The 16792-nt window shown below is 57.1% G+C and carries 9 protein-coding genes; 5 read left to right on the forward strand and 4 right to left on the reverse strand.

Going from position 1 to position 16792, the window contains the following annotated elements; genetic code table 11:
• Positions 1–33 precede the first annotated feature (33 nt).
• Positions 34–543: an SRPBCC family protein gene (locus AC07OP_RS25885; RefSeq protein WP_495102542.1), complete on the forward strand. Its 510-nt coding sequence runs from the start codon at positions 34–36 to the stop codon at positions 541–543.
• Here the strand turns inward: AC07OP_RS25885 and AC07OP_RS25890 are convergent.
• Entirely contained in the window at positions 515–1411 is an 897-nt protein-coding gene (locus AC07OP_RS25890; RefSeq protein ID WP_495102543.1) for a LysR substrate-binding domain-containing protein, read from the reverse strand. The genes AC07OP_RS25885 and AC07OP_RS25890 overlap by 29 nt on opposite strands.
• A 99-nt stretch (positions 1412–1510) precedes the next feature.
• Between AC07OP_RS25890 and AC07OP_RS25895 the strand changes: the two genes are divergently transcribed.
• The 4 genes from AC07OP_RS25895 (at position 1511) to AC07OP_RS25910 (ending at position 14517) form a co-directional block, all read left to right on the forward strand.
• Positions 1511–2293 carry an NAD(P)H-dependent oxidoreductase gene (locus AC07OP_RS25895; RefSeq protein WP_495102544.1) on the forward strand — a complete coding sequence of 261 codons (783 nt, stop codon included), beginning with the start codon at positions 1511–1513 and terminating at the stop codon, positions 2291–2293.
• 426 nt (positions 2294–2719) lie between these two features.
• Positions 2720–9292, forward strand: coding sequence for a hypothetical protein (locus AC07OP_RS25900; RefSeq protein ID WP_495102545.1), 6573 nt, complete (start codon positions 2720–2722; stop codon positions 9290–9292).
• A gap of 210 nt (positions 9293–9502) precedes the next feature.
• Positions 9503–14053: a LysM peptidoglycan-binding domain-containing protein gene (locus tag AC07OP_RS25905; RefSeq protein ID WP_495102546.1), complete on the forward strand. Its 4551-nt coding sequence runs from the start codon at positions 9503–9505 to the stop codon at positions 14051–14053.
• Complete coding sequence (locus AC07OP_RS25910; protein WP_281112245.1) at positions 14053–14517, forward strand: Imm30 family immunity protein; 465 nt, start codon at positions 14053–14055, stop codon at positions 14515–14517. The genes AC07OP_RS25905 and AC07OP_RS25910 overlap by 1 nt, the downstream gene beginning before the upstream one ends.
• A 48-nt stretch (positions 14518–14565) precedes the next feature.
• On the opposite strand, the gene AC07OP_RS25915 is transcribed toward AC07OP_RS25910, so the two are convergent.
• The 3 genes from AC07OP_RS25915 to AC07OP_RS25925 are packed head-to-tail and all read right to left on the reverse strand — an operon-like array spanning position 14566 to position 16695.
• Complete coding sequence (locus AC07OP_RS25915; protein ID WP_408012842.1) at positions 14566–14937, reverse strand: hypothetical protein; 372 nt, start codon at positions 14935–14937, stop codon at positions 14566–14568.
• 2 nt (positions 14938–14939) lie between these two features.
• Positions 14940–15485, reverse strand: a complete 546-nt coding sequence (locus tag AC07OP_RS25920; RefSeq protein ID WP_495102547.1) for a tetratricopeptide repeat protein — start codon at positions 15483–15485, stop codon at positions 14940–14942.
• Between the two features lie 25 nt (positions 15486–15510).
• Positions 15511–16695 (reverse strand): tetratricopeptide repeat protein, encoded by a 1185-nt coding sequence (locus tag AC07OP_RS25925; protein WP_495102548.1) that lies wholly within the window; start codon positions 16693–16695, stop codon positions 15511–15513.
• Between the last annotated feature and the right edge of the window lie 97 nt (positions 16696–16792).

A 16792-nucleotide genomic window follows, 5' to 3' on the forward strand; every position in this document is an offset into this window, starting at 1 on the left:
ATGGCACCAGTCCATTACCACTGAGTGCTGAGCATGAAAGAGATCATCTGGCCGCAAGGCTACCTGCCGGGCTTCACCGAGAATTTTGTCTCCAATGAAATCATCGTCGCAGGCCTCGCCGCCGCCGATATCTGGCCGTTGTTGAGCCACGCGTCGCAATGGCCGAGCTATTACGCCAACTCGGCGAATGTGCGCTTGCATGACGGCCCGGGTCCTGAGCTACAAGACGGGATGCGCTTCTACTTTGAGACCTTCGGATTCCCGGTCGAGGCGCAGTGCAATGAATTCGTCCCGCCGGCTGATGGCCAACCAGGGCGGATTGCCTGGCACGGTTGGGCGGGCGAGGGCGATACTCGCCTGGATGTGCACCATGCGTGGCTGATAGAGGACCTGTCGCTGGAGCGCGTGCGCATCCTCACCCAAGAAACCCAGAAGGGTAAGCCGGCAGTAGAACTGGCCCTGGCTCGGCCAAACCCAATGATCAATGGCCATCAGGACTGGTTGGATGGATTGGTCAGGGCTGCACGTGAGGCGAGCCAATAAGCGCGGATTGCAATAACCACTGCCGGAGCTGCTCGACGGGTGTACGCAAGGGCGCGCTAGCACTGTGAACCAGGTAGTAGCCCTTGCTGACGGACAGGGTTGCTTCGAACACCTGCTCGAGTTGCCCGTGCTCCACGGCCTCTTCGACCAGCCAGGGGCTGGTCAGCACCACCCCCTGACCACGCCGCGCCGCATCGATGGCGAGTTCAGGCTGGTCGAAACGCAGGCCGGTTGCCATTTTTGCATCGGCCATGCCGAGCTGTGCGAGCCACGCGGGCCAATGCGCATGCGACGTAGTGTAGAGCGGCGTCGTGCGCGTGAGGTCGGCGAGCGAGTGTAATTGCAGGCGCTCGCGATACAGCGGGCTGCAATACACCCGGACCTCATCCGCCAGCAACAACTCGGCCACCAACCCTCGAACCTGCCCATCGCAATGGCGTACGGCAAGGTCAAATCCATCGTGGCTGACGTCAACCAGATCGGTGCTCGCACTCAGGTGCAGTTTGAGTTGAGTGTGCTGGCGAGTGAGTGTCGGCATACGCCGAGCGAACCATGAGTTGGCAAAGGCGGGAGGCAGGCTGAGACGCACTTCCTGGGCGTGTCGATGACGCAGCGCAAGGCTGGCGTTCTCCAACGTCTGAAGTGCAGGTTGGACCTGTTGCCAGTAGGCCAACGCTTCCTGAGTAGGAGTCAGCTTGCGCACGGTGCGAGTGAACAACGACACGCCCAGCCAACCCTCAAGCTTACGGATCTGCTGCGTCACGGCTCCCGGTGTAACAAACATCTGCTCGGCGGCCAGGACGGCACTGCCGGTGCGCATTACTGCGTCGAAGCAGGCGAGGGACTTGAGGGGGATATCAGGTTTCATGGCGCAGTTTTTCTCTTTCATGAGGCGATAAACGATGATTTGTCATACCCCAGGTCAGGCATAAGAATCAAAGGCGTCATTGGCCCTGAGGAAATGCAGATGAATGTCCTGATTGTATATGCCCATCCGGAACCTCGGTCTTTCAATGGTGCACTGAAAGACCTGGCGAGTGAAACCCTGACGGCCCAGGGGCATAAGGTTCAAGTGAGTGATTTGTACGCGCTGGAATGGAAGGCGCCCCTGGATAGCGCGGATATCACCACGCCGCGTGTAAACGCAGAGTTTTTGAACCTCCCCGCTGAACAGGAACACATGTTCTCCCAAGGCCGACCGACCTTTGATGTGGAACAGGAGCAGGCCAAGGTGCTTTGGTGTGATCTGTTGATTTTCCAGTTTCCGATCTGGTGGTTCTCAATGCCAGCCGTGCTGAAAGGCTGGGTTGACCGCACCATGACCCGTGGCTTTGCGTACGCGTCCGGTGAGAAATACGACAACGGCAAGTTCAAAGGCCGCAAAGCCATGGTCTGCGTCACCACCGGCACCGCCGAAAGCCTGTATCAGCCGGATGGGATCGACGGCTGTATGACCCACCTTCTCTGGCCGATCCACAACGGGATATTCCGCTACCTGGGGTTTGACGTGCTGCCACCCTACGTTGCCTGGATGCCGGGAAATGTGTCTGAACAAGAACGCAAAGCCTACCTGGATGGATACGATCAGGCGTTGCGTTCGATCGATAAGGCCAAGCCGCTGTTCTTCCATCCGCGCGAAGATTATGGTGACGATCAGCGCCTCAAGCCTGGGGTATTGGCTCAGTCGGGATTTCAGTGGAATCCACGGGCGGGGCAAAGCCACGAGCAGGCGGCTGACGACTTCACCTGATCGTCAAGGCGCATTTATGGAGATTTTTAGATTTGATTGGGCTTTGCTCTGGGTGTTTTGGCCGAAAAACATTTTGACTGGGCTCTAGAACGGTGGTTTTTGCTCAAAAAAGATGGGCTATGCCCCCATTTTTGCCCCCAACGCGCACCGTGTGTGCCTCGTAGCCATACCTACGCGGTTAGCTAAAGCACCGGATGCCTATGCCTCCTCAGAAGCGCTCTCTGCAGGCGCTTCAAGGTCGTCGCTATCTTCATCGAACATGTATCTCTTTGGCACAGGTATGCGGGCATCCTCCGTTATCAATAATATTTCTTATTTACCCTAAACAAATACTGCAATAGCGGAACAAGTCTGATCGTAGGCGCCGTTCAGCCGTACGCGAGCTACGACGAATTTCCGATCTTTGGGTGTGTTAGGGGAAGCAGCATGGTTGCGGTCGTTGCCGGCAATGGATTAGGTCTGTTCAATGCGTCGCTGAACTCGTTGGGGGGCGTAGGGGGATTTGGCCAGGGTGGTCTGGGCCAGGCAGGTGGCCAGGCAATGGTCAATGCGAGCAACGGTAACCTGGTGCTGCGGTTTACTGACGAGCAGCTGTCGGCAATGGGACAGGACCTGTTTCATACCCGTACGTACAACGCTCAGGGCGCTTTGACGGACGGCGATGCCGATGGTTGGCGCTGGGAAGGCGAGCGCAAGGTGGTGTTGAGTGGCACGCGCAATACCACCGGCAGCAGTGTGGTGCGTACCACTGGCGACGGCCATGAGACACGCTATGCCTGGAACGGTAGCGCCTATAAGTCCAATGAAGGCGATGGCGCTCATGACTCGCTGGCTTGGGATGCAGCCAACGGTCAGTGGGTGTGGAGTGAAGGCTCCACACATATAGTCGAGCGTTACGACGGCGCAACCGGTCGGATTGCATCGATGACTGATCGCTCGACTGTTATGACAAGCTATAGCTACGACACCAATGGTCGCCTGGCAGCGGTCAAGGACAACGTCTCGGGGCAAGAGCTGGTGTTGATATACAACGCTGCCGGAAAACTTGCGCGTTTGGATACCCGCACCGCGCAAGGCGGCGCGCTCACGCAGCAGGTGTATTACGGCTACGACACGCTGGGTCGATTGACCAGTGTGAGCACCGACTTGACGCCGACCGACAACAGCATTGCGGATGGCAACGTCTACACCAGCACCTACGCTTACGACGCAAACACTTTCCGCATCGCCAGGGTTAGCCAGAGCGATGGCAGCGCGGCGAGCTTTACCTATGTGCTGGTGGACGGTGAGTACCGTGTTCAGACGGTAAACGATGCATCAGGCACCACGACTTTTGCTTACAACACCGGCAGCCGTCGCACCGACGTCACCAATGGCCTCAATCAACAGTGGAGCTACTACTACGACGCTGGGGGCCAACTGATTCAAGTGCAGACGCCGGCCGTCAGTGGCCAGCGGCTGTCGACGTACTATGCCTATGACGTGGATGGCAATGTTATCCGGATAACCGATGGCCTGGGCAACGTGCTGTCGTATCAGTACGACGCCAATGGCAACCGCACTCTGGAGCGCGACAGCTCGGGCACTACCGTTACACGGACCTATGACAACGCCAACCAGTTGCTCAACGAAATTCGCTACACGCTGCCGGCGACCTGGAACAGCAGCTCGGCCACCTGGACCGATCCGCCGGCATCGAGCGCACAGGTGACGCGTTACCTCTACGATGGGAATAATCGTCCGAGCGCCATGATCAGTGCCGATGGCAACGTCACTCGCTATCTCTATAGCGTGTGGGGATTGCTGGTGCGGGAGATCAGTTATGGCGACGCGACCTATGACCTCAGCGCACTGACCCCAACCCAGGCACTTTCCTCCGTCTCGCTCAACGCCTGGGTGGCCGCACGCGATACAACGCGCTCGACGCTGGTTGATCTGACGTATGACTACCGTGGCAATCTCAGCCAACGCAAGGCATACGGCACGGTAAATTCATCCGGTGTAGGGGTGATGGATGCGTCAACCGTCATCACTGAGTATGTCCACGACCAAGCCAGCCAATTACTGCAAACCATTGTTACGCGTGGTGCAGGGCGTACCGAGAAGACCACCCTGGTCTCCACGGTGTACGACGGGATGGGACGCCTGATCAGTCAGGTCGATGCCAGCGGCACACGTACTACAACCTATAACAGCGCCAGTCGGACCGTCTCGACAACCAACACCGTCGGGCAAACGCTCACCCAATCCTTCGACGCCGCAGGCCGCCTGATCAGCCTGACGCAAACGGCTGCAGGCGTGGCCACACGCACGACGCAATATGTTTACGACGCTATGGGGCGGCAGACCATGGTGCAAGACATGACGGGCGTGCGCACGTACACCTTTTATGACGAAGCCGGCCGGGTCAGCGCTCAGGTTGATGGCATTGGCGCTGTGGTGGAGTATGTCTACAACGCAGCGGGTCAGCGCGCCGAGGAAAGACGTTATGCCACCTTGGTGTTGACCGGTAGCTGGTACAACGGCACCGCTGTCATCAAAACCCTAGTCAGTGATATTCGCCCGGCCGCAACAGCAGCGGATCGCTCTACCCGCTACACCTATGATGTGCGCGGGCGGCTGAGCACAAGCACCGACGCAGTTGGCACTGTAACTACCAAGACCTACGATGGCCGGGGCCAGTTGGTGAGGGAGCAGACTGGCGACCGTACCATCCGCTATTTCTTCGACGCCAGTGGCCGGCAGGTGGCGCAACTGGACGCCGAAGGCTACCTGAGCGAAAACGTCTTTGATGCGAGCGGTCGCCTACAACAGGTAATCCGTTATGCCACGGCTACGGCGCTGGCCAGTCGCGCGGGTGGCACCCTTGCAGAGTTGCGCCCTGCAACCGGTGACAACCTGCGGGCCTGGTTCTTTTACGACTCGGCAGGCCGCCAGACAGGCAGCATTGACGAGCAACAGTTCGTCACCGAAGTGGTGTACGACGAAGCAACCCACCAACAGAAAACCATTCGCTATGGCACCGCCTACGCGGCCGAGATCACGGCAGGTACGCACTTCGCGACCGTCAAGGCTGGCGTGCAGACGAGTGCGGTCATACACACCACGACGCTTGCCTATGACGCAATGGGCCGCGTCAGTCTGCGTACCGCTACGGATGGCAGCGTAACTGCCTATGAATATGACACCGCCGGCCGTCTGGTGCGTGAGACCGCCGCGCAAGGCACCAATGACGAGCGCAGCACCCGTACGCGTTACGACGCGTTTGGGCAAGCCATCGGCAAGCTGCTTGGGGAAGCGTCTACGCGCGTCATCACAGGGATGACCGATGACCAGGTTGCAGCCATCTACGCTCAGTACGGGCTGACCTATAGCTACGATGCCGCCGGGCGTGCCGCCAGCGTGCGGGATGCGCAGGGCAACCGCAGTGTCTCTTACTACGACGCCACGGGGCGCTTGACCCATGTAGTCAATGCGTTGGGCGAGGTGAGCGAGACGGTGTACAACGCTTTTGGCGAGGCCAGTGAAAAAACCAGCCTGACCGCTCGTTTGAGCACTACCGATACCGCAGCCCTAACGGGTGGCCTGCTAACGCTGCCGGTCAAGACCCTGGTGCAGGCCATTCGTAATGCAGCGTCGGATAACCGTCGTACCTATGGCTACGATACCCGCGGCCTGTTGATCTCCAGCACCGATGCCCTGGGTTTTTTGACCCGTTATGGCTACAACGGTTTTGGTGAACAGATCTCGGTGACCCGTACCCTGGCGAGCGGCTCAACGGTCACCGACAGTGTTAGTTACAACAAGCGTGGTGAAGCGATTGCCAGCGATGAAGATGTCGGCGGCCTGGCTCGTACGACTGCAACGGGTTACGACGCCTTCGGCCGAGTGATCAGCCGTGTTGATGGCCGTGGCCTGACGAGCAATGTCATCTACTCCGGTAACGGTCGCCGCATTCACCACTCCAACGCGCTGGGCCAGTCAGAGACCACCGACTACGACGCGTTTGGGCGGGTCCTGGTCAGTACCGACGCCCTGGGCAAGACCACCACTTACACCTATAACGACGCCACTCGCTCCATGACCGTGACCACGCCGGACGGTGTCAGTGTCAGCACGGTCAAGAACCGCCATGGCCAAACGCTGACCTTGACCGATGGCGATGGCAAGCTCACGACCTACAACTACGACAAGACGGGTCAGTTGCTGACCACTCTGAATGCGCTGAGCCAGGGCTCTACAAATGCGTATGACAACGCTGGGCGTCTGCTCAGCGTTACCGATGCCTTGGGGCGTTTGACCCGTTACACCTACGACGCCAGTAACCGAGTGGTCAGCCGTACCGCTGCCAATGGTGCAATCACCCGATACACGTTCGACGGCCAGGGCCGCCAAGTCCGCGTCATTGAAGCGCAGGGCCTGCCTGAACAACTCGTTACCGATTACGCCTATGACCGTAATGGCCAGGTGTTGATCGTTACACAGGACCCGGATGGGCTGAAGCTTACGACTACGTACACCTATGACGGTGCTGGCCAACAGGTTCAGGTGGCGCGGGGGACCAGTGTCAGCCCGAACCAGCAAATAGTCCTGTATGCCTTCGACAAACTGGGCCGCCGAACTTCGGAGCGCCTGGATCCCAACGGCATCAACCTGACCACTGCTTACCGCTACAACGGCAATGATCAGGTTACGCGCAAGATCGACCCAGCGGGTGTGAGCACTTGGTACGTCTACGACAACGCAGGTCGTCTTACGGACACCATCGATGCCTTGGGCGGGGTGACCCGCAACACTTATGACGGCAGCGGTCGAATCACCCGCACTACGCGTTTTGCGACGGCTATTGCGGGCAGTGTGGTCAATACCTTTGGTGATGCGCCAGCCAGTGTTTCCCCAAGTGTGAACGGCGCGGCAGATCAGTCCACCCGCTATGTCCATGACGACATGGGTCGAGTGCGCTACAGCATCGATGCAAGAGGTGGTGTGACCGAAACGGTCTATAGCCTCACTGGCAAGATGGCTAAAAGCATTCGCTACAACCAAGTCATCCCGACCGCCACACCCCAAACCCTGGCAGCTACTGCAGCCACGTTGGCCTCGTCAGGCGCACAGCCGGTCACGACCTCGTACATTTACAACGAGATCGGCCAGCTTACGAGTGTGACCGATGCTGCCGACAAGACGGAGTCCTACACCTACGATGCGGTGGGGAACCGCAAAACGCTGACCAACAAAAATGGCGCGGTGTGGCGCTACAACTATGACAACCTGAACCGCCTGGTGGAAGAGATCAGCCCGGCGATCACCGTTGCCAGTATTTCCGCTACGGGCGTCGTCAGTACCCAGGTGCGTGCCCTGGTTACCACCGTCAACTACGATGCCCTCGGCCACGTGCTTTCGCGTACCGAAGGGCGGCTGCGCGGCAACGTCAACGACAGTGCCCTGCTGGATGACTTGAGCCAGTCTCGGACTACTCGCTACGAGTACGACGCGGTGGGGCATCAGGTGAGGATTACATCGCCTGGCTGGTACAACAAATCCGCCGGTGCCTTTCAGCAAAGCGCTGACGCTTCGATCCCAGCCAATACCTTCCAGGTCACTACGGAAGTCACTTACGACGCGTTGGGTAATGCTGTACGCAATCGCATACGCGTCAATAATACCGGGACGGCGGCTAACGATTACGCTGACAGCTACAAGGTCTATGACCTGCTTGGCCGCTTGAGCCACGACATTGATGCCCTGAAGGGCGTGACGGCCTACACCTACGATGCCCAGGGCAACATCCTTACAACCAAGCGCTATGCCAATGCACTGTCCGCTACGGTGCCGGCCGCCGGCTACTACAAGAGCGGGGAAATCACTCCCACCACGTTGGTTGCCAACCCGACGCAAGACCGCACCCTGGTCAGCACCTACGACGCGCTGGGGCGCAAAACTGCCGTACAGCAGGATCCGGTGAGCCTATATACCTTCATAGGCGTTGTTGCCACCTCATCGCTGATCACCGCCGCACCCACCACCGTCTACACCTACAACGCACTTGGCCAACTGGTTCGCGAAACCCAGATTGCCCGAAACAACAGCGGGGCAACGTTGCTTACCGGTGCCAACACCTTTTACTACTACGATCTGGGCGGGAACCGCATCGCTGCAGTGGACGGCTTGGGGCACTACACCGGTATGGAGTACAACGCGCTGGGCAAGCTCAGTCGTCAGGTTGAGTACGCGACCCGATTGGTGAGCTGGAGCGAAGGCATCCTGCCGACACCACCTTCCAGCAACAGCAACGATCGCCGTAACGTGTTTACGTATGACGCCATGGGTCGCCTGAGCAGCGTGACTCAGGAAGGCGTGCGCTACTGGCAACAAAGCATCAATGCCCAATCCAATGGGGTATTGGCTAGCCAGGTTACCGGCAGCTTGGTGATTAGCCAGGCTACCTATGACGGCGTCGGCAACCTGCTGACCCAGAAAGACGCCGGTGGCAATGTCACCACCAAGGCTTACAACGCCGTTGGCCATGTCAGCAAAATCATCGAGCCTGCGCGATCTGCCGCCCAGGCCGGTGCGGTTGATCCATTTTCGACTGCCATGGTTGTCGCTTCGCCAATCACGACCTTTATGGTGAACGCATTCGGCCAAGTCATTAGCGAAACCCGCGAAGCGGGCAAGAGTGCCGGCAACCTCAGCCAATCCGGGCTGACGCAGACCAGCCGGACCCAATACGACGCCGCAGGTTATACGATCAAGAGCATTGACGCCGGTAACTCTGCGATGAACTACAAAGTTGATGTCGCCGGCCGTATTGCCGAAGAAAGCCGTCAGACCAGCGTCGTGCTCAGTGCTTGGACCGTCAATGGCAGCGCCGTGACGCGCAGTCAGACCCTTCGTCGCACTTACGGCTACAACCTGCTGGGTGAGCAGATATCGACGACGGATTGGTTCACCGCTGCCGACAACTCACAAAAAAGCACCGTCAACAGTGTGCTCTAAAACCGCTTTGGTGAAGTCGCCAGCCAACTGCTCAACGGTGCGGTAAGAGCCAGCTATAGCTACAACCAGGTCGGCCGTGCAGTCCTGCAGCAAAATGCCCAGGGCCTCACCCAGGTTGACTACGATCTGGGGGGCAACGCTTCGCGTAGCAATCAGATTGGCGACGCTGCCATTACCACGGATGATCGCATCACCTATACACTCTTCGACGTGCTAGGCCGTGCCCTTGAGCAGCACCTGCCAGCCTTCGAAGCTAACATCAATGCGGATACCCTGAATAACGTCACACTTACCCTAACTACCCCGATTATCCAACAGTCCTACGACCGTTGGGGCAACGTACTCAGTCGCACCGATGCCCGGGGCTACGTCACCACCTACAGCTACGATCACAACAACAAACAACTGACCGAAACCTTGCCGGTGACCGATATCCTGCGAGAGAACGGTACTCGCTATCGCGCCAGTCTCATTCACGAAAAACGCTATGACGCGTCAGGTTTGCTGATCCAGGAAGTGGATCTGGTGGGACCTTACGCGGGTGTGGCCACCAGCACTGAGTTGCGCAGCCGTCAGCACATTTACAACGCTGCCGGCGAGTTGATGCGTGATGTCGATGCGTTGGGCTATTCGCGCAACTATCGAGTGGATTCGAATGGCAATCGGGTCGCCATCCAGGACGCAACGGGGGTCGTACTGGTCGACACCTATGACGCGCTGGATCGCCAACTCACCCATGGCGTCATCCGAAATGGCGCCGCCGTCACGTTGCTGACCAACCAGTACGACCAGGCAGGGAGGCTGGTGGGCGAGACCACAGGCAGTGTGGCAGTCGAAGAAACGCTGACCAGCAGCGGGCAGGCGAACGCTTCCAGCATCAATACGGGGGGGATCGGCAATACCAAATACACGCTGTTTGATGAGCGCGGAAATATTGTCCGCACACGCAACGAATCCAAATACGAAAGGGGCTATGAATACAACGAATACAATCGCAAGACCAAGGAAGTTGACGGGTTGAACAATACCCTGACGTGGACATTCAATGAGGTGGATTTTGGCAAGTTGTCGAGTCATAAGGACCTGGGTGGGCGCGTCTTTACTTACGAATACAACAAGTTTGGCCAGGTCGCCAGGGAAGCAGTCGTTGTTCCTGCTGTACCGGGCAAGTCTGTGGGCGGGCTCGGCGCGTTTCGCTCCTATACCTACTATAAGAATGGCCTGGTCAGTGCAATAACAGACAGCTTTAGCGGCATGGATCTGGTGCGCGAGACCACGATCACGGATGTAAAAGCGTCACAGTATTCGTATAATTTGTCAGGCGCTAAAGTGCGTGAAATAAACGTCGCGCAATTTGTGAATACCGAGGCCATCTTGCTGTTCGATGATCCGGAAAATCCATATGGCTCGTTTGAGTATATGGTGCCTGGGAATAATATTGCGTCGTTAAGTGAGACACGTACCGGGCTGAATGAAACTGGCCAGTTAAAAGAAATAAAATCATTGCCTGGCAATGTGTTGTCGGGTGCGCTGAATGCGCATTCTATTATCTATACCCACTCCGGCGCCGTGTTTGATGGGTTTACGGAAGATCTCAACATTACACCTATCGTTTCAGCCAGGATTATTGGTATTGAACGATGGATGAACTATGACATTTCGGCCCTGGCGGGGCTTGAATCGTTAAAGTATGAATATGACGAATTGGGTAATCGTCGACTTGTTCACATGGACACAACCAATCAATCGCGGGTGCGCACGGTGATTGATAACTGGTACAAGTACGACAGCGAGGGCAGGGTGCTCGTCGCCGAAGGCTATATCGCCAACGGGCAGGTTGTTGCAGGCAAGTCCGGCAGTTCCGGGAAAGGTTATCTGGTGAGTTATGACGCTTCGGGCAGGCGGCAGAGCCTCGAAAAATGGGCTTCAAGCACCGCGACGTCAGAAGTCTACAATCGAAGCAACTATGTCTATAACGATTTGGGGCAGGTGCTCAGCTCCACGGACAGCAAGATAACAAGAGGGCTGGGAGGCGACACCAGCCAACAGGTACAGACGGTCGGGGCGTCCTCGCTGCTGTTTACCAACGCCTATAACGAACGTGGCAACAAGGTAAGCCAAACCAGCTATACGAACGGGGTGGCCAGCGGCGCGTTCGGTTATAGTTATCGCGGCGACAATCAGTTGATTTCCCAGCTTTCCTATAATGTGTCTGGGGGCGTGCAGAAGTTGTCGCAAGCCAGTTACTTTGGCGAGGCGGGAATGATCGATGCCGCCGGAAACCAACGTGCCTACCGTTACGCAGTCTACAAGCCCGATGGCGCATCCTTGAGTTATACCGGGGCTTATTCGAAAACCTACGCGATGTACGAAGGCTATAAGGAAAGCACCATTGTCGCGACGTGGAGTTATGGCGGTAACGCCGGGGTTACTGCGTTGAAATATTCCGATCGGGGCGAGCTTCTACACTACAGGATGAGTGGCGCGAGTAATTCGGTTCGCAAGTTTTCATCCAATCGCGAAGGCCAGGTTATCGCTCGCCGAGAGAACAGCGGTGCGGTCCAAAGTTATGTTTATTTCAACGGCAATGAGGTGGCAACCCTCGGTAATGCCAGCGTGCCGGAAATTACCGATACGTTGCAGCCCATCTCTTCGGAACATCCTGGCCGGGTGCCCGGCAGCTACATCGTAAACGACGGCGACACACTCACACGCATTGCCCAGACCGTCTGGGGTGACGCGAGCATGTGGTACTTGATTGCGGACGCCAACGGCCTGGATGCAGAGCGGCTGTTGGTCGCCGGCGAAAGCATCATTATTCCGAATGTGGTGAGCAGTGATCGCAACAGTGCGACGACCTTTAAACCCTATAACGCCAACGAGGTGATTGGCGATACCACGCCATCGCCAACGCTTCCGCCGCCACCAAAACCGAAAAGCAAAAAGAGCAGCGGCATTGCAAGCATCGTGATGGTGGTCGTTGCCGTCGTGGCGAGCATATTTACCGCAGGTGCGGGATTGGCGCTGCTCGGCGGTGCGAGCATGGCCGCCGCCGGTTCAGCCGGCGTCGCGGCTCTGAGCGTTGGCGGACTGACCGCTGCAGTAGCGGCCTCCACTGCCAGCTTTACGGCGATCACGGGTACGTTGCTGGTGGCGGGTGCGGTCGGTAGCACGCTCAGCCAGGTGGTCGGCAAGAGCATGGGCGCGGTGGATAAATTTTCCTGGGGGAAGGTTGCCGCGGGCGCACTCACGACAGCTGCCACGGGTGGCCTTGGTTACGCAGCTGGTCAGGGGGCTTTTGGTCCAACCCTCGCAAATGGTGTGAACGCGATAGGGCAAACGGGTGCGAGCACCAGTAATCTGGTCGTCGGTTATGCGGCACAAGGTGTGTTTAGTTATGCCAGCAACTATGCGGCTAACAGAGTCGTGGGGTTGGACGCATCATTCAATTGGAAAAGCGTAGCCGCCTCAGCGGTAGGCTCTGTCATCGGGGGGAGTGTTGGCGGCGGCAATGATTTTTCCGATGCTGTTTTCAGGGCTCAAGCGGGCGCTTTATCCTCGGCGGTCATCACCGATAAATGGTTTGGTGGCGATAAACCCAACTATGGGCAAGTAGCCGTTGATGCGTTTGGCAATTCATTCGCCAACTATGTGGCGCACAAAATCGGAGAGTCGGGCGTCAAGGCAATAATGCAAGAAGCGATGAGCGCGGCAAAAATTGACTATACGATAGATGCCAGTGGGAATATTCAAACCGCATCACCGCACACGTTGAATGTTATCAGGGGGCTGGTAGGTTCCGGGGCGACAAGCGAAGAAATAGCGTTGATCCTTAATAGTGGTGTGCGTGGTGCAGCCTTGACCAGGCAGGAAGTTCTTGAGAATGACCAGATGTCATTTCATCTCGAGAATGGCGTCATTATTACTACGGCGGATGTGGGTAAGCCATTACTCGTGGTTGATGGGGTGGGTGAGAGTTCAAGTTCGCTGGTCAATTTTGCGAACAGAGCGTTTCCGCCTATTCATAACGCAGAGTTGGCACTTGGCGAGTTTGCACAACAGCACGAACTTGCAAGTAAGGTCGTCGGGTTTGCTGCCCAGGCGATTATGTATGGCATGGCGGGGCCGGCGAAGGCGACACTTGATATTGTGGTCTCCCATACAATTGGAGAGTACCTGGAGCAAGGCCAGGAACTGGCGCAGCGTTGGTTGAGTGATTTCTACCAGTCAAAAGGACTAAGGCCTGATGCTGCCTCGATTGCAGCGGAAGGTACGTTCTTTTCGGCCAATATGATTATGGGTAAGGTCAAGGACGGTATTGGTGCGGCAAACGCGACCTATATCAAGAGTGTTCAAAGAAAAACATATAGCAATGATAAGGCGCTGCTTCCCACCGAAGGAGACGTGGCGAGTTATGGCGCGCTTATCAATGCAGGGTCGGTGGGGGACAATATTACGCCGCACCATATACCTTCGGCCAAACACATGGCAGAACATGACGTTCCGCGAGATGAGGGCATCGCTATTAATATGGAACAGCCTCACCCAGGCGTCGGCGGGCGGCACAGGGAAACATTTACCTATGGCAACACGGCTGATAGTAATATGACGCCGCGTAAGGCACTGGCCGAGGGCGTATGGGATGCTAGACAAATTTATAAAAAAGACGGACTATATGACGGTTTTATAAGGGATCAGCTGCAGGATCTGATAAAGCAGAACAAGGTCAAATTTCCAGAAATATTCAAGAGGCCGGATTGATGCCGTCGAACTCCTTTGTAAACATAATTGATCGACTGAGCGAGGTGATTTCAAACAGGCCCGCTGATATGGCGAAAGTAGTGGATGAGGGGGTGTTTGAATTAAGCCAACTCGGCGAACCCTCAGCGGCAAAATTCCTTCTTCCGCTTTTAGATGACGGCTGCCCACATCATGAATGCATGTTTTCCATTATCCACGCGGCAGAAGCGGCACCGTTGGATGCGTATGTTGCAGACTTGCTGGCTGTCTATCCCACGATCGTGGCCAGTAATCCCGAGTGGGCATCCATTGTTTTGCTGCGCGTGCTGAATAGTGATGCCGCGCGGGAAATCATTGTGAAAGCGTTGCGCGAGTCAGATAAGCCAACCAAGGACGCTGTGGCCTATATTGCAAGTAAGATAAATGAAAGAAGCCCAGAGTTTATGAGCAAGACAATGGGTGTTCTGCTGGCTGCGCGCACGTAGTTTTTATGGCGGTATGGGGAGGTGAATGACTTGCCAAAATGCCCGGTCTTATTTTCCCGACAGGGCCTCATCAATAATCGTGCGGATCGTTTTCTCCAGTTTTGGTTCGCCCATCATGGTTTGCGTCACCTGTTGCGCGATCTGCTTGAAATCACTGTGCTCAAGAATCCCATCACCAAACTCCCAGCATAAAATTTCCTGAATCGTGACGACCGGTGCGGCATCACGAAAACCTTCTGCATCTGGCTGTAAAGCCTTGATGCGGCCATGCAAGCGTGTTTTCAGCGTCTCCAGGCTCTTGCCGGCATTCTGGCTTTTGCCGGGAGCAGCCTGGGTGAAAGCGCTCGACGTCACCGGTTCCTTGGGTCTAGCCAGGGCGGCCAGGACGCGGGAAAGTCGAGTGGGGTCGATCTTGCTCATTGTCACGGGGTCTCGAGGTTGTCACGGTAAGCGCCAAGGAACACGCCTGGTGGGGCGAGTGTATCGTTTTGGGGGGCAACGGCGGTATCTGCGAGGCTGGACAGTACACGCGTCATGTCCGCTTTCAATGCGGGGTTGGTACAGTCGACGAGGCCTTTTTTCAGCTTGTCGATCGCGTTTTCAACCTGCTCATTGAGCACCTCCAGATAAGCGCTGGCGAACCATTTCAGGCTGATGTCTTGTGTGTGGTGTTGCAGATAGTCAAAAGCTGTACGGGCCTGTTCGCCTTGTTGCAGTTGCATGTTCAGCAGCCCGAGTTGGAAGCGAGCGATATCCATCTGGGGATCAAGTTCCAGGGCTTGGGTCATGCCGGCGTGCGCACGATCCAGCAGCCCGAGTTCCGCGTGTTCGGCCGCCAGGAAATAACGCGCGGCAGCATTGTCTGGCTGTTGTTCCAGTGCGGTATTGAGGTAGTTCAGGGCGGCGTGGTGATTGCCGTCCTTGCTGGCGTGAATGGCCAGGTGCAGGTATTCGGTTGCGTCCAGCATGGTTGGGGCTCCATAAGGGATGACTTCAATGTTGGCCGGGATTGGGCGGCGTTGTGCCTTGCTGGTGACGTTGCAGCCATTGGTTGACCAGCGTACGGCCAGTGATTTCACTGCCTGGGCGGTTTTTCTCCAGGAGACCATCGATCAGTTGCCTGGCTTCATCTGTTTGGCCGGCCTGCTGCAGAAGGAGTGCCTGTGCGTAGTGGGCCGCCAGACTGTCGGGCTTGAGACGTAGCGCTTTGCGGATGCCGATGCGTGCTCTGTCCGAGTGGCCTTCGAGGATATCCACCACCGCCAGCCCGCCGTGGGTATCTCCAAAGCTGCGGTCCAGGGCGTAGGACTGCTCCAGCGCCGCGCGTGCTTGAGCGTTGTCGTTGCGCAGGATGTAAATCCAGGCCAGCAGGTGCCAAGTGCCGATATGGTGAGGCATGAACTGGACGGCGCTCTTGAGGTGACTTTCAGCCAGGTCGAACTCAAGCTCACCGAATTCCAACAGGCCTAGCCCCGACCAGGCTCGGCCACAGTCCGGATAAGTCTTGAGGGTATGCAGCCACGCCTTGCGAGACGCTGCTACGTTGTGTTGCTCGAATTGCACCGTGGCGCACGCGATCAATGCGTCGCGTTGGTCCGGGTCAATGGCCAGGGTTTCATGAGCAGTGCTGAGCGCCTGGGCAAGATTGTCGTTTTCGTACAACAGGAGTGCCAGCAAGCCGCGAATGTCGACGTTGTGGGGCTCAAGTTGTTGTGCTCGAAGCACCAGGGCTTCGGCCGCTTCGGTTTCTTCCAGTTGATGCAGGGCACGGGCATGCATCAGCAAGGTCGCGGCGGGGCAATCGGCGTGCGGGGTCAGATGGGCAAGTAGGGTGTCGGCAGCGCTGAAATCGGCACTGTGGAAATGCCCCAGCGCGGTGTTGAAGACGACGGCAGGATCATTGAGGCCAGCCGCGATTGCCTTGTCTCCAAAGGCGGCGGCTGCCGAGTAGTCGCCCGCCTGTAGCAGCAAGTGAGTGCCGTTGGCGAACACCCTGGCATCCTCGATACCGTGGATCTTTACATGCTCGATCAATTGTTGACCGATAGCCAGGTCAGCCAGCGCGATCGCCTTGCCCATAGCGTCGCAAATCAGTGTCAGGTTGCCTGGGTCGTGGTCAAGAAATGTCAGTAGCCTTGCCAGGCGCTGTTGTTCGGCGAGGATGCCGTCAGTGCTCATCGATCAATCCTTCCCTGGGGCATGGGTAACGGTGGGCTGAATTATTGCCTCGTCACTGGCTCGCTGTCATGGGGAACCGCGCAATTTCCTGGCGAAA

The organism is Pseudomonas sp. GW821-FHT09D08, assembly GCF_059416305.1.

Coding starts and splice junctions, on each gene's coding strand:
- AC07OP_RS25895 (WP_495102544.1), top strand. CDS start 1,511: ATGAATGTCCTGATTGTATATGCCCATCCGGAACCTCGGTCTTTCAAT.
- AC07OP_RS25920 (WP_495102547.1), bottom strand. CDS start 15,485: ATGCTGGACGCAACCGAATACCTGCACCTGGCCATTCACGCCAGCAAG.
- AC07OP_RS25900 (WP_495102545.1), top strand. CDS start 2,720: ATGGTTGCGGTCGTTGCCGGCAATGGATTAGGTCTGTTCAATGCGTCG.
- AC07OP_RS25910 (WP_281112245.1), top strand. CDS start 14,053: ATGCCGTCGAACTCCTTTGTAAACATAATTGATCGACTGAGCGAGGTG.
- AC07OP_RS25925 (WP_495102548.1), bottom strand. CDS start 16,695: ATGAGCACTGACGGCATCCTCGCCGAACAACAGCGCCTGGCAAGGCTA.
- AC07OP_RS25915 (WP_408012842.1), bottom strand. CDS start 14,937: ATGAGCAAGATCGACCCCACTCGACTTTCCCGCGTCCTGGCCGCCCTG.
- AC07OP_RS25885 (WP_495102542.1), top strand. CDS start 34: ATGAAAGAGATCATCTGGCCGCAAGGCTACCTGCCGGGCTTCACCGAG.
- AC07OP_RS25890 (WP_495102543.1), bottom strand. CDS start 1,411: ATGAAACCTGATATCCCCCTCAAGTCCCTCGCCTGCTTCGACGCAGTA.